Source organism: Allobranchiibius sp. CTAmp26, assembly GCF_017565405.1.
Taxonomy (GTDB): domain Bacteria; phylum Actinomycetota; class Actinomycetes; order Actinomycetales; family Dermatophilaceae; genus Allobranchiibius.
The window spans coordinates 1-19547 of sequence record NZ_JAGEKR010000032.1 but is presented as its reverse complement, the minus strand read 5'-3'; the positions used below and the strand labels follow the sequence as shown (position 1 = coordinate 19547).

General features: G+C 66.7%; 24 protein-coding genes and 2 pseudogenes. 9 read left to right on the top strand and 17 right to left on the bottom strand.

Going from position 1 to position 19547, the window contains the following annotated elements; all coding sequences use genetic code 11:
• A pseudogene (locus J4030_RS17695) lies at nt 1-160 on the top strand (IS256 family transposase); the annotation flags it as partial.
• Between the two features lie 104 nt (nt 161-264).
• On the opposite strand, the gene J4030_RS17690 reads toward J4030_RS17695, so the two are convergent.
• Complete coding sequence (locus J4030_RS17690) at nt 265-834, bottom strand: cysteine hydrolase family protein (RefSeq protein WP_208050563.1); 570 nt, start codon at nt 832-834, stop codon at nt 265-267.
• Between the two features lie 138 nt (nt 835-972).
• Nucleotides 973-2433: an MFS transporter gene (locus J4030_RS17685; protein WP_208050562.1), complete on the bottom strand. Its 1461-nt coding sequence runs from the start codon at nt 2431-2433 to the stop codon at nt 973-975.
• Between the two features lie 96 nt (nt 2434-2529).
• Here J4030_RS17685 and J4030_RS17680 point away from each other — a divergent pair, with 96 nt between their 5' ends.
• Nucleotides 2530-3126: a TetR/AcrR family transcriptional regulator gene (locus J4030_RS17680; RefSeq protein ID WP_208050561.1), complete on the top strand. Its 597-nt coding sequence runs from the start codon at nt 2530-2532 to the stop codon at nt 3124-3126.
• A gap of 72 nt (nt 3127-3198) precedes the next feature.
• Here J4030_RS17680 and J4030_RS17675 read toward each other — a convergent pair whose 3' ends face one another.
• From J4030_RS17675 to J4030_RS17650, 6 genes are all read right to left on the bottom strand, one after another.
• Complete coding sequence (locus tag J4030_RS17675) at nt 3199-5322, bottom strand: MMPL family transporter (RefSeq protein ID WP_208050560.1); 2124 nt, start codon at nt 5320-5322, stop codon at nt 3199-3201.
• A gap of 16 nt (nt 5323-5338) precedes the next feature.
• Entirely contained in the window at nt 5339-6118 is a 780-nt protein-coding gene (locus J4030_RS17670) for an NADPH-dependent F420 reductase (RefSeq protein ID WP_208050559.1), read from the bottom strand.
• 136 nt (nt 6119-6254) lie between these two features.
• A complete protein-coding gene (locus tag J4030_RS17665; RefSeq protein ID WP_208050558.1) occupies nt 6255-7943 on the bottom strand; it encodes an MDR family MFS transporter in 1689 nt (562 codons plus the stop codon).
• Nucleotides 7940-8551 (bottom strand): TetR/AcrR family transcriptional regulator, encoded by a 612-nt coding sequence (locus J4030_RS17660; RefSeq protein WP_208050557.1) that lies wholly within the window; start codon nt 8549-8551, stop codon nt 7940-7942. Before J4030_RS17660 ends, J4030_RS17665 begins: the two co-directional genes overlap by 4 nt.
• 357 nt (nt 8552-8908) lie before the next feature.
• Nucleotides 8909-9256 (bottom strand): putative quinol monooxygenase, encoded by a 348-nt coding sequence (locus tag J4030_RS17655; protein ID WP_208050556.1) that lies wholly within the window; start codon nt 9254-9256, stop codon nt 8909-8911.
• Complete coding sequence (locus J4030_RS17650) at nt 9256-9999, bottom strand: SDR family NAD(P)-dependent oxidoreductase (RefSeq protein WP_208050555.1); 744 nt, start codon at nt 9997-9999, stop codon at nt 9256-9258. Before J4030_RS17650 ends, J4030_RS17655 begins: the two co-directional genes overlap by 1 nt.
• 72 nt (nt 10000-10071) lie before the next feature.
• Between J4030_RS17650 and J4030_RS17645 the strand changes: the two genes are divergently transcribed.
• Nucleotides 10072-10752, top strand: a complete 681-nt coding sequence (locus J4030_RS17645) for a TetR/AcrR family transcriptional regulator (RefSeq protein WP_208050554.1) — start codon at nt 10072-10074, stop codon at nt 10750-10752.
• Between the two features lie 306 nt (nt 10753-11058).
• On the opposite strand, the gene J4030_RS17640 is transcribed toward J4030_RS17645, so the two are convergent.
• The 4 genes and pseudogenes from J4030_RS17640 to J4030_RS18720 all read right to left on the bottom strand — a co-directional run.
• Entirely contained in the window at nt 11059-11391 is a 333-nt protein-coding gene (locus tag J4030_RS17640) for a putative quinol monooxygenase (RefSeq protein WP_208050553.1), read from the bottom strand.
• A 32-nt stretch (nt 11392-11423) separates the two neighbouring features.
• The gene (locus tag J4030_RS17635) at nt 11424-12419 is read right to left on the bottom strand and encodes a zinc-binding alcohol dehydrogenase family protein (protein WP_208050552.1); all 996 of its coding nucleotides are present in this window, start codon (nt 12417-12419) and stop codon (nt 11424-11426) included.
• A 154-nt stretch (nt 12420-12573) separates the two neighbouring features.
• Nucleotides 12574-12840, bottom strand: coding sequence for a hypothetical protein (locus J4030_RS18185; protein ID WP_243763574.1), 267 nt, complete (start codon nt 12838-12840; stop codon nt 12574-12576).
• A gap of 71 nt (nt 12841-12911) precedes the next feature.
• Nucleotides 12912-13175 (bottom strand): annotated as a pseudogene (locus J4030_RS18720) (NAD(P)-binding domain-containing protein); the annotation flags it as partial.
• A gap of 248 nt (nt 13176-13423) precedes the next feature.
• Here J4030_RS18720 and J4030_RS17625 point away from each other — a divergent pair.
• The 3 genes from J4030_RS17625 to J4030_RS17615 all read left to right on the top strand — a co-directional run bounded on the left by J4030_RS17625 (nt 13424) and on the right by J4030_RS17615 (nt 15583).
• Nucleotides 13424-14035, top strand: a complete 612-nt coding sequence (locus J4030_RS17625) for a TetR/AcrR family transcriptional regulator (RefSeq protein WP_208050550.1) — start codon at nt 13424-13426, stop codon at nt 14033-14035.
• 247 nt (nt 14036-14282) lie between these two features.
• Nucleotides 14283-14684: a VOC family protein gene (locus J4030_RS17620; protein WP_208050549.1), complete on the top strand. Its 402-nt coding sequence runs from the start codon at nt 14283-14285 to the stop codon at nt 14682-14684.
• Between the two features lie 104 nt (nt 14685-14788).
• Nucleotides 14789-15583 (top strand): alpha/beta fold hydrolase, encoded by a 795-nt coding sequence (locus J4030_RS17615; RefSeq protein WP_243763577.1) that lies wholly within the window; start codon nt 14789-14791, stop codon nt 15581-15583.
• Nucleotides 15584-16145: 562 nt separating this feature from the next.
• Here the strand turns inward: J4030_RS17615 and J4030_RS17610 are convergent.
• Nucleotides 16146-16343, bottom strand: coding sequence for a hypothetical protein (locus tag J4030_RS17610; RefSeq protein ID WP_208050547.1), 198 nt, complete (start codon nt 16341-16343; stop codon nt 16146-16148).
• Nucleotides 16344-16499: 156 nt separating this feature from the next.
• Here J4030_RS17610 and J4030_RS17605 point away from each other — a divergent pair, with 156 nt between their 5' ends.
• Nucleotides 16500-17300 (top strand): bifunctional 2-polyprenyl-6-hydroxyphenol methylase/3-demethylubiquinol 3-O-methyltransferase UbiG, encoded by an 801-nt coding sequence (locus tag J4030_RS17605; RefSeq protein ID WP_208050546.1) that lies wholly within the window; start codon nt 16500-16502, stop codon nt 17298-17300.
• 140 nt (nt 17301-17440) lie between these two features.
• Nucleotides 17441-17977: a zeta toxin family protein gene (locus J4030_RS17600; protein WP_208050545.1), complete on the top strand. Its 537-nt coding sequence runs from the start codon at nt 17441-17443 to the stop codon at nt 17975-17977.
• 95 nt (nt 17978-18072) lie between these two features.
• Here the strand turns inward: J4030_RS17600 and J4030_RS17595 are convergent, their stop codons facing one another.
• The 4 genes from J4030_RS17595 to J4030_RS17580 form a co-directional block, all read right to left on the bottom strand.
• Entirely contained in the window at nt 18073-18315 is a 243-nt protein-coding gene (locus J4030_RS17595) for a toxin (RefSeq protein WP_208050544.1), read from the bottom strand.
• The gene (locus tag J4030_RS17590) at nt 18312-18545 is read right to left on the bottom strand and encodes a ribbon-helix-helix protein, CopG family (RefSeq protein WP_208050543.1); all 234 of its coding nucleotides are present in this window, start codon (nt 18543-18545) and stop codon (nt 18312-18314) included. The genes J4030_RS17595 and J4030_RS17590 overlap by 4 nt, the downstream gene beginning before the upstream one ends.
• A 116-nt stretch (nt 18546-18661) precedes the next feature.
• A complete protein-coding gene (locus tag J4030_RS17585; protein WP_208050542.1) occupies nt 18662-18979 on the bottom strand; it encodes a ribbon-helix-helix protein, CopG family in 318 nt (105 codons plus the stop codon).
• Nucleotides 18976-19194, bottom strand: a complete 219-nt coding sequence (locus J4030_RS17580) for a hypothetical protein (RefSeq protein ID WP_208050541.1) — start codon at nt 19192-19194, stop codon at nt 18976-18978. The genes J4030_RS17585 and J4030_RS17580 overlap by 4 nt, the downstream gene beginning before the upstream one ends.
• Nucleotides 19195-19315: 121 nt before the next feature.
• On the opposite strand from J4030_RS17580, the gene J4030_RS17575 reads away from it, so the two are divergent.
• The coding region (locus J4030_RS17575) for a recombinase family protein (protein ID WP_208050540.1) at nt 19316-19547 on the top strand (232 nt) is incomplete at its 3' end.

Sequence of the window (19547 nt, the reverse complement as noted above, 5' to 3'; positions counted from 1 at the left end):
CCGCGCCGAACAGGCCGCGCTCAAGACGCTCTACCTGGTCACCCGAGGCCTGGACCCCAAGGGCACCGGACAGGCACGATGGGCGATGCGGTGGAAGCCAGCCCTGAACGCGTTCGCCATCACCTTCGCCGACCGCATGCCAGCCGCGGAGAACCTCTAACAATGAACGCCAGAAACACCGTTCATCGGACAGGCCCCGTCGTCCGGATGCGGATCGGTGGCCGGGCAGTGTCCTGAACGTTGCGCCTCCTTCGGGAATTGTGATCACGGACCACCAAGGACCTGCTCGATGAGTTTGTCGGTCGTGCTGAGCCGGGAGAGGGCTGGAAGCACTCGGGACAGGGCGTGTTCGTGTCCCTCGATTTGTGGGTTGTTGATGGCGTCGATGGCGATGACGACGTTGTAGCCGAGGTCGTAGGCCTGCCGTGCGGTCGACTCGATGCCGTAGTTGGTGGCGAGTCCGACGAGCAGGACGTGGGTGATGTTGCGGTCGCGGAGCAGACCGTCGAGGCCGGTCCCTGCGAACGCGCTCCACCCACGTTTGGTCAGCACGATGTCGTCTGCGCTGAGGTCCAGTTCGGGTGCAAGGTTCAAGGCGGCGGCGGGGACGTTTGGTCGGGGCCGGTCCGACACCGCTGTGTCACCGGGCGGCGGGTTGTTCAGGTCGGTTTCGGTGAGCACCACGAGTCGACCACGCTGGCGGAATGCCGCGGCCAGCCGGGCTGCGTTCGCGACGACGCAGGGCATGTCGAGCGCGGACGGCACGTTGATGGTCGCGTGTTGCAGGTCCACGGCGACGAGCGCGGTGGATGTGTCGAGTTGGTTGGTCGTCATGAACGTCGGCCTTTCGCTGGGGTCGGGGTTACCGGGTGATGTCCTCGGGCGCCGGTGATTGGGGGGCGTCCGGCATAGAGTGGCGTCGGTCCGGCACCGAACTGGTGGTGTGCGGCCTTAGGTTGACCAAAGCGCGCCTCACCGTGCAGTCGCCGGGGTTTGAGCCTGTTCGGCCTCGCGTGGGTCGGACCGGGTTTGGCCTATCCGGTCGATGAGCAGGCCGGACAGGGCCGCGGTGAGGGCGGCGCCGGCGCAGATGGCGAATAGGACGCGGTAGCCGGTGAGTGAGGCGACGCCGTGGCCGGCCAGGTTGATGGTGATCGCGGCGAGGATGCTGCCGCCGACCGCGCTGGCCAGCGAGCTGCCCAGCGAACGGGCCAGCGCGTTGATGCCGTTGGCGGCGGCGAGCTCTTGGGCTGGGCTGTGGGCGTTGATCAGCGAGGGCAGTGCGGCGTAGCCGATTCCGGTGCCGACGCCGACGATGGCCGAGCCGACGATGATCTGCCAGAGCGAGCCGGTGACGAGGATGCGCATGACCAACCCGGCCGCGATGATCACCCCGGCTAGCGAGAGCACCCTCGCGGGCCCCCACGCGCTGATTAGTTTCGAGGCGACGGGTGAGAGGGCCAGCATGAGCAGGCCGCTGGGCAGCAGCGTCAGCCCGGCGGTGAGTACCGAGGCGTCGAAGCCGTAACCGCTCGCTCTCGGTGCTTGGACGTAGTTGGAGGTGCCGACGAAGCTCGCGAACAAGGCGAACCCGATGAACACCGATGCAATGTTGGTCAGCGCGACGGGTGGGTTCGACAGCGCGGTCATGTCGACCAGCGGCGCGGTCGCACGGCGCTCCACCACGACCAGCAGCCCGAGCAGCAGCACGGACGCGGTGAACAGCCCGAGCACGCGTAGCGATCCCCATCCCCAAGCCGAGCCCTGCGCCAGCGGCAGCACGAGGCAGACCAGGCCGCCGGCCAGCAACGCGACGCCAGCGGCGTCGATCCTCGTCTCGCCGCTGTTCTCGGACTCCTGGACCAGGACGCTCACGAGCCCGAGGCTGACCACGGCACCGACCGCAGCGATCCAGTACAGGACGTGGTAGTCGAAGTGCTCACCGATCAAGCCGGCGAGCGGTAGGCCGAGGGCGCCGCCGACACCGAGCATGGCGCTGACCATCGCGGTGGCCGAGCCGCGGCGATGCTCCGGCAGGGTGACGGCCAGCAGGCTGATGCCCAACGGAATAGCGGCCGCGGACATGCCCTGCAGCGCTCGTCCGGCGATCATGATGGTGACGTTGTCCGTCAGCGCGGCGATCACCGAGCCGCCCGCGAGCGCGGCCAGGCTGACCTGCAGCATCAACCGCCGGCCGAACATGTCGGCGAGCCGGCTGACGATCGGCACCGACACCGCCGCGACCAGCAACGTGGAGGTGAGCAGCCACGACGACTGCGTGCCCGACGCGCCGATCTCGGCGCTGATGGTCGGGAGCAGCGGCAGGATCAGCGTCTGCGCCAAGGCCGCCATGAGGGCGCCCAGCCCGATGGCCGCAGTCTGCAGATTGGCTCGGGTGGACGACGCGGCGCTCGTGCTCTGGTAATCGGTCATGGCAAGCTCCCAAGCTGTAATCAAACGATTACTTATCACGGTAGAAGCCCGGCGCCACCTTGTCAATCGCTTGATTACATCGCGTATCGTGCAGGCATGACCACGAAGGAGAACAGGTCGCCTCGGGCCCGTAATGCCGAAGCCACTCGCGCCGCGCTGCTCGAGGCCGCGACGAAACGCTTCACCCTCTTGGGGTACGAGCGCACGACGACACGCGACATCGCCAGGGACGCGGGCGCCAACATCTCACTGCTCGCCAGGTACTTCGGTTCCAAGGAGGGGCTGTTTGCCGAGGTCCTGCGCGAGTCGGCTCACGCGCTGGACAAGCTGCGATCGCTCGATGACGGCGACCTTGTCACGTCGATCGTCGACGGTCTCAGTCGCGACCAGTGGCTGGAATTCGGCGGTGAGCACCCACTGCTGCTGCTCGTCCGCGGCCTGGAGGAGGAGAAGGTCAACGAGCTTCGGCGTCGCTTACTGGACAACATCGCCAACTTCTTCACCGAGCGAACGGCGTCGCCGGGAGGCAACGGGAGCGGCACTGCGCTTCGCGGAGACCTCGTTCTCGCCGTCGTGGTTGGGTTGCTCACCATCCGGTCCACACGCCCGCACAGCCCCCTCGCTGGAGCCGACACGACGCAGCTGCGCATCATCACCGAGCGGTTCTTAGCCGCCATTGCAGCCATGGGCTGACCTGGCATCGAGGTATTAATGGCTTCGAGCGCGTCTTCCTCGTCGCGGCCGCTGGATCTCAGGTGTCATGTGTTAGGGCCCCGCTGCCGTGGCGGGCACGGTTTGGGGCTCGGTGGGGGTGGCTGGGCCTGTGTCGGCGTGGCCGGGCCACCAGGCGCGGTGTCCGATGAGGGCGGTGAGGGCCGGGGTGAAGAACAGGGCCATGACGAAGGCGGCGACGGCGATGCCGAAGGAGATGGCGAAGCCCATTTGGACGAGGGTGGAGCTGCCGGCCAGGGTGAGGGAGGCGAAGGTGCCGGCGAGGATGACGCCGGCGGCGGCGACGGTGGGGCCGGTGTGGCGTACGGCCATGGCGGCGGCGTCGTGTGGGGTGCGGCCTTCGCGGGCTTCCTCGCGCAGCCGGGCGATCATGAGGATGTTGTAGTCGGTGCCCAGGGCGACGACGAACAGGTACATGATGATTGGGAGCAGGAAGATCAGTCCGGGTTGCCCGGCGGCGTGTTGGAACAGGAGCACGGTGGTGCCGAGGGTGGCGGCGAAGCCGAGCCCGACGGAGGCCATTAGGTACCAGGGCGCGACGACGCTGCGCAGCAGCAACCCGAGGATGAGCAGGATCAGGATCGCGGCGACGGGGAACACGACGGTGTAGTCGTGGTTGACGGCTTTGCCGATGTCGGCGTACACGGCGGTGATGCCCCCGACTAGCGCGGTGGTCCTGGTCGGCGCGTCGTGATGGGCGGTGCTGCGCAGCGTGCCGCGGACGGTAGCGATCGCAGCCGCGGATTCGGGTTTCTCGGTCAGGGTGACCTGGTAGTAGGCGACCGTCCTGTCCGGGGACAGGGTCGCGGCCGCGACCTGTCCCACCCCGCGCACGGTGTTGAGCGTGCTGCGGTAGTCGGCGACCTCGCTCGCGGGCAGCGGGCTGTGGGTGGTCGAGCGCAGGTAGACCTGGGTGGGTTCGGTCGCCCCCGCAGGTAAGCCCTTCAGCAACTCCTTGCTGTAAACGGTGGACTCTGAGCTGGTGGAGGTGGAGCCGCCGGTGAGGTCGAAGTTCGGGTGGAAGCCGAGCGCGGCGACGGCGAGCAGCACCATGATCCCGCCGGAGGCGATCGCGAACCGGGCCGGGTGCCGACCCAGCGCGGCCCCGATGACGGCGAACCGGGCGCCGGTGGGTTCGCGCCGCCACGACTTGGACGGCCAGAACACCCGGGTGCCCAGCAGGGAGACTATGGCCGGGATCAGCGTCAGGCCCGCGATGAGGGTGACCGCGACCGCGATCGCCAGCGCCGGGCCGAGGGATTTGAACAACCCCAGCGTCGACAGGGCCAGCGCCAGGAAGGCGATGATGACCGCGCCGGCGGCCGAGGCGATCGCCTCCCCGACCCGAGCCACGGCCGAGATCATCGCCGTCTTGGAGTCCTCCCCGGCCCGGAGGCGTTCGCGGTAGCGAAACATCAGAAACAGGATGTAGTCGGTCCCGACCCCGAACAGCACCACGATCAGCAGCGCGGTGACCGAGCTGTCGGTCTTGAGGTTGAAGGCCTTATTGGCCCAGCCGATGAACCCGTCTGCGATCTGGGACACCACTCCGATGGTGACGATCGGCAACAGCGCGATGATCGGGCTGCGGAAGATCACCACCAGCAGCACGATGATCAGCCCGATGGTCGCGACCCCGATGATCGCCTGGGCCCGGTCGCCGGATTTCTGCGAGTCCAGGGTCTGCGCGGCGGTGCCGGTGATCCCGCCCTTCAGGTCGGTGCCCGTGAGCTGGTGTTGCAGGTCGACGCGCAGGACTTTGACCGCGTCGGGTTGGGTCTTGTCGTTGGCGCCGGTCGGTGTCGGCATCTGCACCGCGATGGTTTGTACCAGCTTGTTGGGTGACGGTGGCCCGACCTGGATGCCGGTCACGTGCGGCACCCGCGCAGCGGTCAGCGTGGCCCCGATCGCGGTGACCTTGGCCGAGTCGGCCCCGGTCAGGGCCTTGCCGTCGGCGCGTTCGACGACGATGATCGCGGCCGGGGTCGCGGCCTGCGGAAACGCTGACTTCTGCAGGTTCATCGCCTGGATCGACTCGTAATGATTGGGCAGGAACGACGCCTCGTCGCTGGTTGACTTCAGTTTCGGGGCGGTGGCGACCACGATGACCGCCAGCAGCACCCACCCGGCGATCACCCACCACGGCCGACGGACCACAACCCGACCCAATGCCTCAAACATGCTGGTCGCCCCTACGCGCCGGGAGCGGGGGCTGGGGCAGTCGCGCGGCAGCGGCGGCGGCGAGCAGTTGTTCCACCAGTCCGGCCGGGACCGGGACGCCGGGGGTGTCGAAGAACCAGCCCTGCGTCTGCTCCTGGGTCAGGCCGTGCGGTTGCGGGCCGAGGTAGGGCGTGACGTAGACCGGGGCGCCGGGTTGGCTGCGCCAACTTTCAGCCAAGCTCCCGAGGTCCACGGCGTCATACCCCAGGGTGTTCAGCAGCCGCGTCACCTGGCTCGTGGCTTCGGGGTGGTTGCCGGCGATGGGCAGGGCGCTGCGGTCCAGCGCTCCGCTGGGCCGGGCCAGGCCGGCCAGGCGGTGGAAGTCGATGCTGTTGAACGCCTTCACCACCCGGGACTCGGGCAAGTGTTGCTGGATCAGAGTGCTGGAGGTCAGCGCGGGACCTGCTGTCGAACCGTCGTCGAGTTCGGCGATGCGGCCGTCGCGGTCGGGGTAGTAGTTCATGGTATCGATGACCGTCTTGCCGGCCAGCGCCGCGACGGGCAGGTGCCGGTAGGCGCTGAGTGGAAGCGTCGCCACGACCAGGTCGCCGGCCTGCGCCGCGTCGGCTGGTGTCGCGGCCCGCGTCTGGCCGCCGAGTTTGCTGACCAGCTCGGCGAGGCTGTCCGGGCCGCGGGAGTTGCTCACCACCACGTCCAGGCCGGCGGCGACCGCGAGGCGGGCCAGCGCGCTGCCGATCATGCCGCTGCCGATGAGCCCCAGGGTGTGGGTCATCTGGTGTGTCTCCGATGGTGGTGGGCTGGGGGCAGTGTTGGCGGAGCAACGTGCGGGACGTGCGGGACGAGCGGGACCGTGCTGCGGGCGCAGCGCGGTCTAGGCGCACCGCTGTCCGGTGCGGGTGGCTGGGTGATCATCGCGGCAGCGATGTCGGGTCGGCGCGGTTGCTGTGTCCTGGCAGCTGATTACGTTCGGAGGCCTGGTCCACGGGTGTCGTGGTCTTTCGCCGGGTGGCGCGGTGGAGGGCTTCGAGTTCTTCGGCGTCGGGTCCGCCGACGGCCTCGCCGCGGGCGATCATGCCGGCCACGCCCGACAGCGGAATCCGCTTGAGGACCAGGGCGAACAGGAACGCGAGGCCCAGGAAGGGCAGCAGGTACCAGAACACCGGGGCGAGAGCGTCGGCGTAGGCGGCCACGACCCCGTGGCGCACGGACTCGGGGAGCTGGCGCAGGGTTTGCGGGCTCAGGGTCGCAGTCGAGGTCGCGGCTGAGGAGGCGGAGTCGCCGGCCCCGGTGAAGACGTGGGTCAGGTTGCCGGTGAGCCGGGTGGTGAAGATTGTGCCGAACACGGCGGTGCCGAGGGAGCCGCCGATCTCGCGGAAGTAGTTGGTCGTGCTGGTGGCGGTGCCGATCTGCCCGGGCGCGACGGCGTTCTGGGCGACCAGCACGACGACTTGCATGACCAGGCCCAGACCGGCGCCGAAGACGAACACGAACACGCAGATCAGCCACAACGGCGTGGTCGCGGTGAGCGTGGTCATCGCGACCAGGGCGGCGGCGGCGATCAGGGTGCCCAGGATCGGGAACGGTCTGTAGTTGCCGGTGCGCGAGATCCTGAGCCCGGAGTAGATCGACGTCGCCAGCAGCCCGACCATCATCGGCGCCAGCAGCAGCCCGGAACCGGCCGCCGACGTGCCCGATGACATCTGCAGGAACGTCGGCAGGAACCCCAGCGCGGCATACATCCCCAGCCCGATCATCAGCCCGATCGCGGTGGCGTTAACGAACACCCGGTTCCGGAACAGGCTCAGCGGGATGATCGGATCCGCAGCGGTTCGTTCGGTGATCACGAACCCGGCCACGGCCGCGACCAGGCCGGCCGCCCACAGCCAGGTCGCCGGCGCGGCCCAGCCGTGGCTGGCGTCGCCGCCGAAGTTGGTGAAGAAGATCAGGCACGTCGTCGCGGCCGACAGGAACGCGACACCGCGGACGTCCAGCCGGGCGACCGCCGTCTTGTTGGGCAGGGTCAGGGCCAGCAGGGCGATCACGAAGGTGGCGACGCCGATCGGGATGTTGATGTAGAACGCCCACCGCCAGGTCAGGTGGTCGACGAACAACCCGCCCAGCAGCGGGCCACCGATCGTGGACAACCCGAAGACGGCCCCGATCGGGCCGATATATTTGCCGCGGTCCTTGGCCGGGACGATGTCGGCGATAATCGCCTGAGCCAGGATCATCAGCCCGCCCCCACCCAGCCCTTGGATGGCGCGGAAGATCACGAACGCCCAGAAGCTGGTCGCGAACGCGCAGCCGACCGAGGCCAGCGTGAAGATTGCGATTGCGGCCAGAAACAGCCGCCGCCGACCGAACACGTCACCGAACTTGCCGTAGATCGGCATCACGATCGTGGTCGCCAACAGATAAGCGGTCGTGATCCACAGCTGGTGCTCGACCCCGCCCAGGTGCCCGACGATCGTCGGCATCGCCGTGGACACGATCGTCTGATCCAGGCTCGAGACCAGCATCCCCGCGATCAGCGAGCTGTAGATGATCCAGATCCGCCGCTGAGTCAGCAGCAACGGACCAGCGACAGTCGTACTCACGTGACGACGCCCTTGCGCACAGTGAAAAGGTCACCGACGACGGCCACCCGTTCTCGCACGAGCACATCAAAAGGCTCCGCCGTTGCGCCGGTCAGAATGTCCTCACCGGCGACGCTGACCAGTGCGCCGACGACGTGCACAAGTGTCGAGGCCCTCGGATCGCCCGCCGGGTAGCCCTCAGTACGCTCGATCAGGGCAATGTCGTCCAGGCTGCGGGCCCGGGCCCGATCGAGCATGTGGGTCATCAGCCGGGGCTCACGGCGCACCGCCGCGATCAGTTGTCGGGTGCTCTCCGGCGTCCAGTCCTCGAAGATGGACCGGGACAAGACCAGGCCCACGTAGTCAGCCACCAGCGAGGCGCTGTCTGCCTGGTGTTCCTGGCGGGCGCCCAGAAACACCACGTCCCGATAGTCGTCGTCGCTACGGACCGCGATACCGAAGATCGCATCTTCCTTCGACGCGAAGTAGTTGAAGAATGTGCGGCGAGAGACACCGACCTCGCGACAAACCTCATCAACCGTAAAACCCGACAGGCCGCGCTCAGCCGTCATACGCCGCGTGACATGAGCCAATCCCGACGCCGTCTCGGCGCGACGCCGCTCCCGCACGCTGATTGCACCTATTGTCACATAGTGCAGTGTTGCACTGGAAAGCCTTAAGTGCAAGTTGTTACTGCGGGTGCCGCCAGGCCCGGAGGTCGATCCCCAACCAATTAGACGCGTGCTGAACGCGGCATGTCAGCGCGGTAGCGCTCTACGCGGCACGAGCGGCCAATCTTGCTGTCCTTGCTGGGTGACTGCGCCGAGGAACACCGGCGCGAGCCCCAAGGCATGAGCGGCGAGGATCATGGCGAACTGTCCGCCGGTCGGCATGTCGGCTCGCAGGGGAGATTTAGCGGCAGCGAACCTGGGACGATGGGCAGCCCTAACGTGATGCCAGGGCTGCCCGTCGGCCCCTCTACGCTTTTACAAGCTCGCGCCCGCGAGTGATCCTTTGCTTTGCTCGCCGTACGGCAACGCCTCGTTCAACGTGATCGCCGGTGGCCCGTCGAAGTAGGCCAGAGAACCGTTGATGAACTCCTTGAACTCTTCTGTCTCGTAGCTGGCCTCGAGACGTTCGCGCGACACCCATCGTTCAATGAACGTGAACCGGCCCGCATTGTCGAAATCGCGGTGCAACGCTAGGAGAAGGCAGTCAGCGTTGTCGTGCGACGGCGCGACAATCTGACTCAGGAACCGAGCGCCGTCCTCCTCTTTGCCGGCCAGAGCGGTGAAGGTGGCCACGACGATGACCTCGCTTGATTGCTCGGCCATCACGCCGCCTTGGCGCTGCTGCGCCCACCATCGACGTCAATCACAGTGCCGCTGATGTAGGCAGCCTGCGGTGAGGCGGCGAACACGATGACCTGGGCGATTTCCTCGGCTTCGGCCACACGCTTGAGCGTTGTGGCGTCCCCGAGCCCGTCGAGCACAGCACCAAATTCGGCGGTGCCCCCCGTGCGTGTCGGGCCAGGCGAGACACCCACCACGCGGACTCCGCCCTCGCCGAATTCGTCGGCCCAGGAGCGGGTTAACGCCTCTACTGCCGCCTTGGAAGCTCCGTAGGCCGCGGTTCCCGGCGCGGGGTGTTTCACGGCCACGGTGGACACGTTGACTACGACTCCGTGACCTCGCTGCTGCATCCCGGGAGCCAACGCTGCGGTGAGCAAAAATGGAGCGCGTGCATTGACAGCCATGTGCCGGTCGAAAGTTTCGGCGCTCGTCTCGGTTGTGCCGGCGAATACATAGATCCCGGCGTTGTTGACCAGGACGTCGACTGGTCCAGCCTCGGCCGCCAGCCGTTTCACGTCGTCGGCATCGGCTAGATCCGCGGCGACGAAACGCGCGGTGCCGCCGGCCTCCGTAATCGATGCGACTACCTCGCGGCCACGTTCCTGATCACGTCCATGGACCAACACAACGGCGCCGCAAGCGGCGAACTGACGGGCGGCGGCGAGGCCGATTCCGGACGTAGCCCCGGTGACGAGGACGGTTTGATCTGCAAACTCGGGTGACATCGTTCTCCTAGATTGGGATGGTCATACCCAAACTAACAGACTGGGCATAGCCGTCCCACTACAGTGAGAACCATGCCGACTGGCGAGAACCGTTCAGCAACCCCCCGCTTCACTCGTAAGGGGCAGGCGACGCGAGACCGCATCATCGACCGCGCCGCAGAGCTCATCGCGGCGAACGGCGCGGTCGGCACCACGATCGAGGACGTTCGCCGCGCTGCGACCGTGAGCGGGTCGCAGATGGCGCACTACTTCACGGACAAACGTGAACTCGTCGCCGCGGTCATCGACCGCACCGCCGACAGGGTCATGCAGGGCCAGCAACCCTACCTCGACCACCTCGACTCTATCGAAGCGTTCGAGTCGTGGGCCGCAATGGAAATCGACTATCAACGCTCAGCCAACTGCCCAGGTTGTCCGCTGGGTTCGCTTGCGGCCGAGCTGGTGGACGTAGACCCGATTTTGGCGCAGCGGGTGATCGCCCACATGGATGCGTGGGGCGCCCGCATCCACGGTGGACTGATGACGATGCAACAGCGTGGCCGGCTCAAAGCGGATGCAGCCACCGCCTCGATGGCGAAGGCCTTGCTTGCTGGCCTACAGGGTGGCCTACTAATGGCCGAGCTCACCGGCGACGTCGCCTCCCTGGAGGCCGTCATGGCCATGCTGGTCGCCGAGGTCCGGCAGCAACTTGTGCATCCCGACGGCGCGCCCGTTGTCTCCGCCGGCCTCGACGAACACGCCGCGCGTCGTTAGATTCGCCCGCCTCGAACCACTGCCCGCGTTGCATCGCGGTCGATAATGGTTCCGGTCCGTCCGAGCTCCTGCGATATCAATACTGACCGTCATGCTTTCTTCCGAGGTCTACCCACCCGTAGACGGGTGACGAACCAGATATCGCTGAGGCACAACAGCCGTGTCTTGAGTCAAGAACCTGGCAGACACGGCGTGCCGGATGCGGGCCCGCCAGCGGCACGACGTCTGCCCTGCGGGCGACGGCGGCCTCGACCCGGACGGGGGAGGGACACCGTTCCGGTTGGGAGAGCCAAACGGGACCGGACCCTACGGACGGCGCAGGTGGGTTGGCGTTGGCGGTTCCTCGCTGGGGTCGTGTTCGTCGGTGACGTGGAACGTGTGCGTCTCGTCGCGTATGCGGGAGCCCCACTTGCGCGAGAGCGCTCTGACTTCAGACGTCAAGGAGTGGCGTTCGAGTGCTTCGCGTGAGTCCCATTGTTCGAGGACTGTGATCCTTCCTGCCGCTGGATCGTCGATGCAGAAGGAGATGAGGATGTTGCCGGGGTTGGCTCGGACAACCGGGTATGTGGCGCGCACGTCGGCGACGAACTCTTCGGCGTCGGCGGGGTCGATGTAGACGTGGCCGGCAGCGATGATCATCGAATGTCCCTTCATGTTCACGTGGTCGATTGTCAGAGTTCGATCACGGTCTTGCCGACGGTGCGACGGGTTTCGAGCAGTTCGTGCGCGGTTCTCATGCTGTCGACGGTGAGGCCTCGGAGCCGGGTGGTGTCGATGGGGCGCACCTCGCCGGCCGCAACGTGTTCGCCGATGGTCTGCAGAATTAGTTGCTGACGGCTCGGGTCGGCACCCGCCATGATCTCGGCGAACACCATCTCGGTGTGCAGGGAGATCGATTTCTGCACGAGCGGGTCGAGGTTCAGCCGGCCACCCAGGTCGGTGGCTGACAGGTGACCGAAGGGGCGCAGCACCGCGGCGATCCAAGGCAAGTTGTCTGCGGTGCCGGCGGTGGACAGCACCATGTCGACTGCCTCGGTGCCCGCCTGGTGCAGCTGCTCGATGACGTTGGCGGTGTGGTCGATGACCAGATCGGCGCCCATCTGCTGGCACCACTGCCGCGACTGCGGTCGCGACGCAGTGCTGATCACGAAGGCGCCAGTCCTGGCTTTGAGCAGCTGGATCGCCATGGAGCCCACCCCGCCGGCCCCGCCCACGATCAGGATCGTGCTAACTCGGTCCGGCAACACGGGTTGGTCGCCGAACATGGCTTCCCACGCGGTGAGGCTGCCGATGGGCAGCGACGCGGCCTCGGTGAATGACAACTGGTCGGGGATGGCGGCGATGACCCGATGGTCGACGGCGAGTTGCTGTGCCCAGCAGCCGTCGCGGGTCATGTCGCCGGTGCCCATCACCCGGTCACCGACCGCGAACCCGGTGACAGCGGGACCGGTCTCGGCCACCACGCCGGCGAACTCCCAGCCCAGGATCACCCGACCGCCGGGCTCGGCGCTGCGCATCGACCTGATCGTGGCCTCACCGGGATTGACGCCGATCGCCCGGATCTCGACCAGCATGTCACCGTCGCGTAGCTGCGGCTTGGCGACCTCGACCAGGTCGATAGCGAACGCGTCCAGGGCGTGCGCGGTCTCGTAGGCCAGCGCCTTCACCAGATCACCTCGCCCCGGTTGCTCCGACCTGGTCGCGGTCGGGCCGGACGGGTACAGCGGCCTGGCATGTGAGAGGCGGTCGTCGGGTCGGCGTGAGTCACGATGTTCCTCCAAGGAGTCCAGCTCGTAGGTGATGGCGTATGCGGGGCGCGGGTCAGTCCTGTTTAAGGGCGCGCAGAGCCGAAAGTGGCCCGCCGCCGACCTGCATCAGCCGGCCCCCGTCGCGTAGCCCGCCGATGTCGATTGGAGCGAAGCCGACATCGTCGAACACCTGGTGGAAGCTGGTTTTGGCTTCGGCGTTGTCGCCGGCGTAGATGAGGACCTGCCGGCCGGCCGGGTGGCGCGGGTCCGGAGCGATGTAGCTGGCAAACCGGGTGTTGAACGCCTTGACCACGCGGGCACCCGGGGCGTGGTCGGCCACGAATCGCTGCCGGTCTGATCCCCGAGATCGGCGACCTCGATCGGGTCGGCACTCGCGAACTGGTTGGTGGTGTCGACCAGCACGCGGCCGTCCCACGGCGGCAGATCGGCCAGGGCGGCGGGGATGTCGGACCACATCACCGTGAGGAACACCATGTCCGCGGCCGCAGCCTGCTCGACCGTGCCGGCAGACGCCAACGGACCCAGCCCGGCAGTGACGTCGCCCAACGTGTCTGGACCCCGGCTGTTGCTCAACACCACCTGCTGACCCGCCGAGACAAGATGGCCGGCCACGGCCTGCGCGACGGTGCCGGCGCCAATGGTTCCGAAGTTCACAGGTCGTCCGTCCGTTCGCGCCCTGATTGCTGACGACCGTCATCAACCAAGGTCAATGGTGTCGTGCGTCATCAATAAGGTCAAGCCGGCCACGCGAAAGCGCCAAGCTGCCCCGGCAACGCGCACCGTGAGAGCGGGAACGCGCTACGGTGCGTATTTGATGACGAATATCATCGTAGTTCCAGCGCCAGAAAATCCGGTCGGCTCAGCAAGCCCCCCCCCCCCCGGGTTTAGAGAGGACTCCGCAGATGCCGCGCATCTCCCAGCAGCACAAGGAGCTCAACCGGGCACGGATCGTCGCGGCCGCCAGCGAAGGATTCCGGGCCCGCGGACTCGACGGGGTCGGCATCGACGAGCTGATGAAAACAGCCGGGATGACCCACGGCGGTTTCTACAACCACTTCGGCTCGAAGGAAGACCTCGCCCTAGAGGTGCTGCATCAGGGTTTCGCCGACTCCCTCCGCGACCTCGCGCGCATCGTCGAAGCCCACCCTCGCTCGGCCCGCGCAGGCCTACAGGCCATCCTTGACACCTATTTGAGCACCGATCACCGCGACCACCCCGAGCTCGGCTGCGCCTCCGCTGCCCTGGCTGTCGACGCCGCACGGCACGGCGTCCAGACCCAAACCGAGTATCAGCGCGGCCTAGACGGTTACCTCGCCGCCATCACCGACCTACTCCTGGCTGCCGCAACCCAAACCGGCACGAAGCTCGACCTCGCCAAAGCGCGTCAGGAAGCGATCGCAATATTCAGCCAGCTGGTCGGCGCGCAGATCATCGCCCGAGCGGTCGCCCGTTCCGACTCCACACTCTCCGACGAGGTCCTCGCCGCCACCCGGAAACACCTGTGGCGCGCCTAGCCACAGTCCGCAAGCGATGTCGTCATCGGCGGCGCAGCGGTCTGTGCAGCCGCCGAAACGGACGACGAGACCCAGCGCAACCTCAGTGTTGCAAACCCGCAAGCGGACCTGCCTGCGGGCACTGATTTCCGTCGTCGCTGCGTTACCGCCGAGGATCAGACGAGCCGAGCCGTCGTCCGCAGAGGATCGCTGGCCGGGCCCGCCATCAGGAGGTCCATAGTCGAGCCGCTGTGATTATCTGGCGCCCATGTACCTGGAGCAGGTCGCGCTCATCGTGGACGACTACGACGACGCCATCCGGTTCTTCGTCGACGTCCTCGGCTTCGAGCTCGTCGAGGATTCGCCATCGCTCACGAAAGACGGCCGCCCGAAGCGGTGGGTCGTCGTCCGGCCACCGGGCACGGCGACCGCGCTGCTGCTCGCGAAGGCCGACGGTGAGCGACAAGCGCGTGCGGCTGGCGACCAGTTCGCAGGTCGCGTCGGATTGTTTCTGCGCGTTGACAACTTCACCGTTGCATACGACCGGTTGCGCAGCATGGGCGTCGAGTTCATCGCGGAGCCGCGACAGGAGCCCTACGGGCAGGTCGTCGTCTTCCTCGACGTGGCTGGCAACCGATGGGATCTCCTCGGGCCGCGACCGTCGCGCTGAACGATTGCTGACCGGGCCCGAATGCACTGATACAACGATGCCGCCGAGCGGTCAGCTTCCGGCAAAAGTACTTCGCGGGTTTTACCCTTCACTTCGTGGCGCTGATGCTCGAGCGGGGCGAGTTGGCGGGTGTCCCGTTCGCATCCGCCGGCGCGGGTCGGCCGCTGGTCGTGCTTCCAGGTTTGTCTCCCATGACCGGCGTCGAGAGTGACCAGCTCGTGCGAGGCAGTATGGCGCCGGTCCAGAGGTTGGCGGATCGGCGCCGGTTGGTGGTCCTCAACCGTTGGCCCAACCTTCCCCGCGATTTGACGATGGCCGCCCTCGCGCGCGGGCATGCGGACGCCATCCGGGCGGGGTTTCCCGGAGAATCAGTGGACGTGTTGGGGACGTCGACGGGCGGGAGCATCGCCCAACAGATGGCGGTCGAATATCCCGACGTGGTGCGCAAGCTGGTCCTGCTCAGTGCGGCGTGCCGGCTCGGCCCGCTGGGGCGCCGCGACCAGGCGCGGGTGGCCGGACTGCTGCGTACAGGCTCGGCCCGTGCGGCCTGCCGTTCAGCCGGAGCAAGCCTGGCGCCGCGTCTGCTTCGGCCGCTGGGCGGGGCCGTCGGCTGGTTGAGCGCGAACCGAGTGCTCAGCTCCACTCAAAGCGCCGACGACCTACTCGCCACGCTCGATGCCGAGGACGGCTTCGACCTGGCCAGCTGCAACGGCAGCATCCGCGCGCCGACCCTCATCGTCGCCGGCGGCCGCGACCGCTTCTACAGCCGCGCACTGTTCAACGAGACCGAGCAGCTGATCCCGCGCAGCCAGCTCTACACCCGCCCACGCCGAGGCCACTCCACCGTCACCTTCGACCCGAGAGCCGGCGCTACCATTCGAGGCTTCCTCAACAGCTGAAGCGCACGGCGCGAGGCGCGCCCGCGCTGAAGCGACAGCCATGACCGCGCCCGTGAGATCCGCCGTTTCGTAAGGGGACCCGGCTGCGGGCGCTTCCCAGGCCTGCGCCGCGGTCGCCTCTGCAGGTCCGCTGAGATGATCACGAGTGCCCGCATGGGATCCGCCAGCGGACACCTGCGTTCCGTGTGGAGCACCCGCGAGGGACGGTCCCGCAGATGGGGCCCGGCTGGTCGCCGCATCCCGTTCGGCAAACGAAATAGGCGACCTGGTCGACAGCGCACGACAGTGCTCGCGCCGACAGGGCGCCGACTCACCACGAACCCCATCACGGAGAGTGGCACGGTTACTTCCGGCGCATGTTCTTCCAGATCGCGATGGGTATGCAGACCGCGGCTAGGACGCCTGTGGCGATCCAACCCCCGGGTGTTCCTTTTCGCATGGACATGGTCTCGACGTAGAACTGGTGCAGCACCATCACGGTCCTATCACTTGTGACGCGGCTCGCGGCCCCGTTGTTGTGCTCATTGGCGTTGTCTAGCCACGGACGAATGTCATGGAGTTGCTAGGTTCGGCGGTTGGTGGATTGATCAGGGCCGGGCTGCTGCGGCTGGTTCCGATTCTTGCCCCACAAGGGTTTAGTGAGGAAGTTTCCCCGCCCTTCGGCGTTGCGGCGTTGCGCCCATTCGTTGCCCTTGCGGTTTGCTCGAACCGGGTTGACGAACCACATCACTGGTACTGCGACTATCAGGACCACGATCACGACCAGAGTGTGCACAAGCTGGACCCTAGCCACGGACGCTGGGAGCGAGCGGGTTCTATTGATCTTCGCGGCAATCCCGTTGTGGCACGCTCCGCGCGCCGATCCCGTTGTGAACCGTGCAGGGCCCGATCGGCGAACGTCGTGCAGGATCACACTGTGGTTGACGACGCGATGCTGAGGCTGGCCAAATCATTCGAGGCCGGCGCCGCTGCTTACGAGCGGTACCGGCTGCAGTTCCCTGGGGCCCTGTTTGACGATCTGTTTGCTGCGGCGGGGACACGGGTACAGCAAGGTGTCTTAGAGGTAGGGGCTGGAACTGGGCGCGCGACGGTGCCATTGGCTCGCCGCGGCGCTCAGGTACAAGCCGTTGAGCCCTCCGGCGACATGCTGCACGTCCTGGAACAACGACTGACCGAGGAGAACCTGCAGGACTCAGTCACGTTGCGGCAGGCGACCTTCGAGGACATCGACCCCGCTGAGGGTCCTTACGGGGTCGTCGTGGCCGCGCAATCGTTCCACTGGACGGACCCGCGCACCCGATGGGCCAGGCTCGCGACACTCCTCGACCACGATGGCATTGCGTTCCTGTTCTGGAACAACTGGTACCTCGACCCCATCCATCATCAGCTCAACGACGTGCGCGACGCCTACCGTCGCCACGGTCCGAATCTGACCCCGGACATCGAGCATGACCGCGCAGGAAACGGCCGCTCCGCCGATGAGATTGCCGCCGAGCCCGCCCTCAGGGCTGCATTAGAGAGAACCTACTCCTGGAACCAGGCGCTACCGGTCGAAAGCTACTTGAGCCTGCTGGCCACCACTTCTCAGTACGCCGTGGCCGACCCAGAGGAGCGCCGACGGCTGTTCACCGCCCTGAGGACCATCCTGGGTGCCACCGTGCATCTCAGCGTCTCGACGTTGTGCATCTCCACGAGCCCGTCGGTGCACAAAGACTGAGAAGACTTCGACGGCCGATGCGTGACGGGGACGGCGTGCGCCAGTCGTTCTCAAGCTGGTCTGCAAAGCGATCCCCTATCCGGGACGCACCGGAGCGAGGTGAGGGCGCCGCGCAACCGGAGCTGCTACATAGTTCGGTCATGACGGGTCAGCAGTTGATCATCCTGCGGGGGAACTCCGGGGCCGGCAAGACGCCCCTCGCGCAGCAGTTGCAGCTTGCCATGGGGCGCGGCACCGCGAATATTGGCCAGGACCACTTGCGCCGCATCGTGCTCCGCGAGCACGACGTGGTCGGTGGGGACAACATCGGCCTCATCGCCAGCACCGTCAGGTATTGCCTGGGGTTGGGCTATCACGTGATCGTCGAGGGCATCTTCTTCTCAGGTCACTACGGCGACATGCTGCTCGAACTGATCGACACCCATACTGGTCCTGCTCACGTGTTCTACCTCGATGTGCCTCTCGAGGAGACCTTGCGTCGTCACGAAGGCCGGCCGATGCGGGCCGAGGTTGAACCGGATCAGCTGCGCAGCTGGTATCTCGACCATGACCTTCTCGGCGTGCCGGACGAGGTCCTAGACCACTCCCGTGACCTTGTCGGCACCACCCAACACATCCTCGACCGGATCGGACCCACCACTGCCAAGACCGACGCCAACAGCAGCCGATTTCTTTGACACCTGCCTCGACTGCACGCGGCCGTCCGGAGAGCGATCCTCGTACGGCAATCCTCCGGACTGCTGCGGTTGCGTGAGGCGGGGGCCTGCGTGCCCTAGGGCAGCAGTTCCCAGAACTGCTTTCGCGCAGGCATGGCATGGATGACCAATTCATCGCCGCTGGCAAAGATCAGCACGACTGTCTCGAGCAGCCGTCCTTGTGTGTCGAAGCCAAGCCGCAACTCACGGTGGGGCCAGTCGTCGTCACCGAGAGGCTCGATCCACTGCGACCAGCCGGCGGCCTGCATCGCGTCTTCGCTCGACACTCCATGCTTGAGCGCGCTGCGGTGAACCTTCACGCGGCGAAGTCGGCCAGCGCCCGCCTGATCGCCTCAGAACGGGACAGGTGTTCCCGCTCGGCAACCTCATCCAACGCAGCGACCTCCTCCGCCGTGAGACGCACCGCCACTACCTGCATCGGCTCGGCTCCACGCCCGGGACGACCCCGCCCGCGACGCTTCAACTCCCGGACGTCATAGCCCGCCTCGGCCTCGTCGGCCCACTGCTGGATCTGCTCATCGCTCACCATGCAAATATCGTATAACGTAAATGCCGCCGGCGGTAGACCAAAGGCTGCAACTCGACAGGGCTGGTCGACTCGGTAGAAGGATCGGCACGCGGAAGGCTGACCCGTGGGTGAGGGGTTCAGCTAGCTTCGTTGAGGACGCGGCGGGCGATCTGTTCGACCTGTTCCACGGTCAGGGTCTGTGTTTCGGGGTGGGAGGTCGCTTCTCGCAGCAGGCGGCGCACGAGCGCAGAGACGGGGACCTGGGCTTCGGCCGCGCGGTGGCGCAACTGGGTATCGAGGTCCTTGTCGATACGCAGGTTCAGGGGAATGTCCAAGGCCGCGTTGCGTTCGGCGATCTCGACTTCGGCGGCTTCTGCTTCCTCGTCGGCGTATTCGGCCCGGATCGCGTCGACTTGGTCGGCGACCCGCTGGGAGTTCTCGCCGCTGGGTGTCATGGCCGCTCCTGTTCTTCGTAGGCGCGCAGGTCGGCTCCGCAGGCCTTCCACGCGGTCACCCCGGCGTGGTCGGTGGGGGTGAGGATCACGGTGATGACGAACCCGGCCAACAGGGAGTACCCGACCAGTCGGGCTCGATCCCCGTCGCGCCGGGATACCGGCTGGCGCAATCTCGGATGTAGGACGCGTCCCGCAGGCGCCACCATAGATCCCATCGCGTATCGCATCGTATCGCAATGCGTAGAAATTGGTGGTGTCCTGATACCACTGGCCCACACGCCGGCGCCGGACCCGTCCTCATGAAGACGGCGGGCTGGCCTCTCTGAGGGACGCGTCATGAACGGACTGCTGATCGGATATGCCCGATGCTCCACCGACAACCAGGATCTGACGGTGCAACGCAATGGGTTGACCGGGCTCGGCGTCACGCCGGACCGGATCTACGTAGACCACGGGTTGACCGGAACCAACCGGCAGCGACCCGGCTTGCGGGAGGCGCTGGCTGCCTGCCGTGCCGGGGACACGCTGGTAGTGACCAAGCTGGACCGGCTTGCCCGATCTTTACCCG

Coding starts and splice junctions, on each gene's coding strand:
- J4030_RS17600 (WP_208050545.1), top strand. CDS start 17,441: ATGACGGGTCAGCAGTTGATCATCCTGCGGGGGAACTCCGGGGCCGGC.
- J4030_RS17625 (WP_208050550.1), top strand. CDS start 13,424: ATGCCGCGCATCTCCCAGCAGCACAAGGAGCTCAACCGGGCACGGATC.
- J4030_RS17655 (WP_208050556.1), bottom strand. CDS start 9,256: ATGGCCGAGCAATCAAGCGAGGTCATCGTCGTGGCCACCTTCACCGCT.
- J4030_RS17615 (WP_243763577.1), top strand. CDS start 14,789: ATGCTCGAGCGGGGCGAGTTGGCGGGTGTCCCGTTCGCATCCGCCGGC.
- J4030_RS17645 (WP_208050554.1), top strand. CDS start 10,072: ATGCCGACTGGCGAGAACCGTTCAGCAACCCCCCGCTTCACTCGTAAG.
- J4030_RS17690 (WP_208050563.1), bottom strand. CDS start 834: ATGACGACCAACCAACTCGACACATCCACCGCGCTCGTCGCCGTGGAC.
- J4030_RS17580 (WP_208050541.1), bottom strand. CDS start 19,194: ATGGGATCTATGGTGGCGCCTGCGGGACGCGTCCTACATCCGAGATTG.
- J4030_RS17650 (WP_208050555.1), bottom strand. CDS start 9,999: ATGTCACCCGAGTTTGCAGATCAAACCGTCCTCGTCACCGGGGCTACG.
- J4030_RS17640 (WP_208050553.1), bottom strand. CDS start 11,391: ATGATCATCGCTGCCGGCCACGTCTACATCGACCCCGCCGACGCCGAA.
- J4030_RS17670 (WP_208050559.1), bottom strand. CDS start 6,118: ATGACCCACACCCTGGGGCTCATCGGCAGCGGCATGATCGGCAGCGCG.
- J4030_RS17680 (WP_208050561.1), top strand. CDS start 2,530: ATGACCACGAAGGAGAACAGGTCGCCTCGGGCCCGTAATGCCGAAGCC.
- J4030_RS17590 (WP_208050543.1), bottom strand. CDS start 18,545: ATGGTGAGCGATGAGCAGATCCAGCAGTGGGCCGACGAGGCCGAGGCG.
- J4030_RS17685 (WP_208050562.1), bottom strand. CDS start 2,433: ATGACCGATTACCAGAGCACGAGCGCCGCGTCGTCCACCCGAGCCAAT.
- J4030_RS17620 (WP_208050549.1), top strand. CDS start 14,283: ATGTACCTGGAGCAGGTCGCGCTCATCGTGGACGACTACGACGACGCC.
- J4030_RS17585 (WP_208050542.1), bottom strand. CDS start 18,979: ATGACACCCAGCGGCGAGAACTCCCAGCGGGTCGCCGACCAAGTCGAC.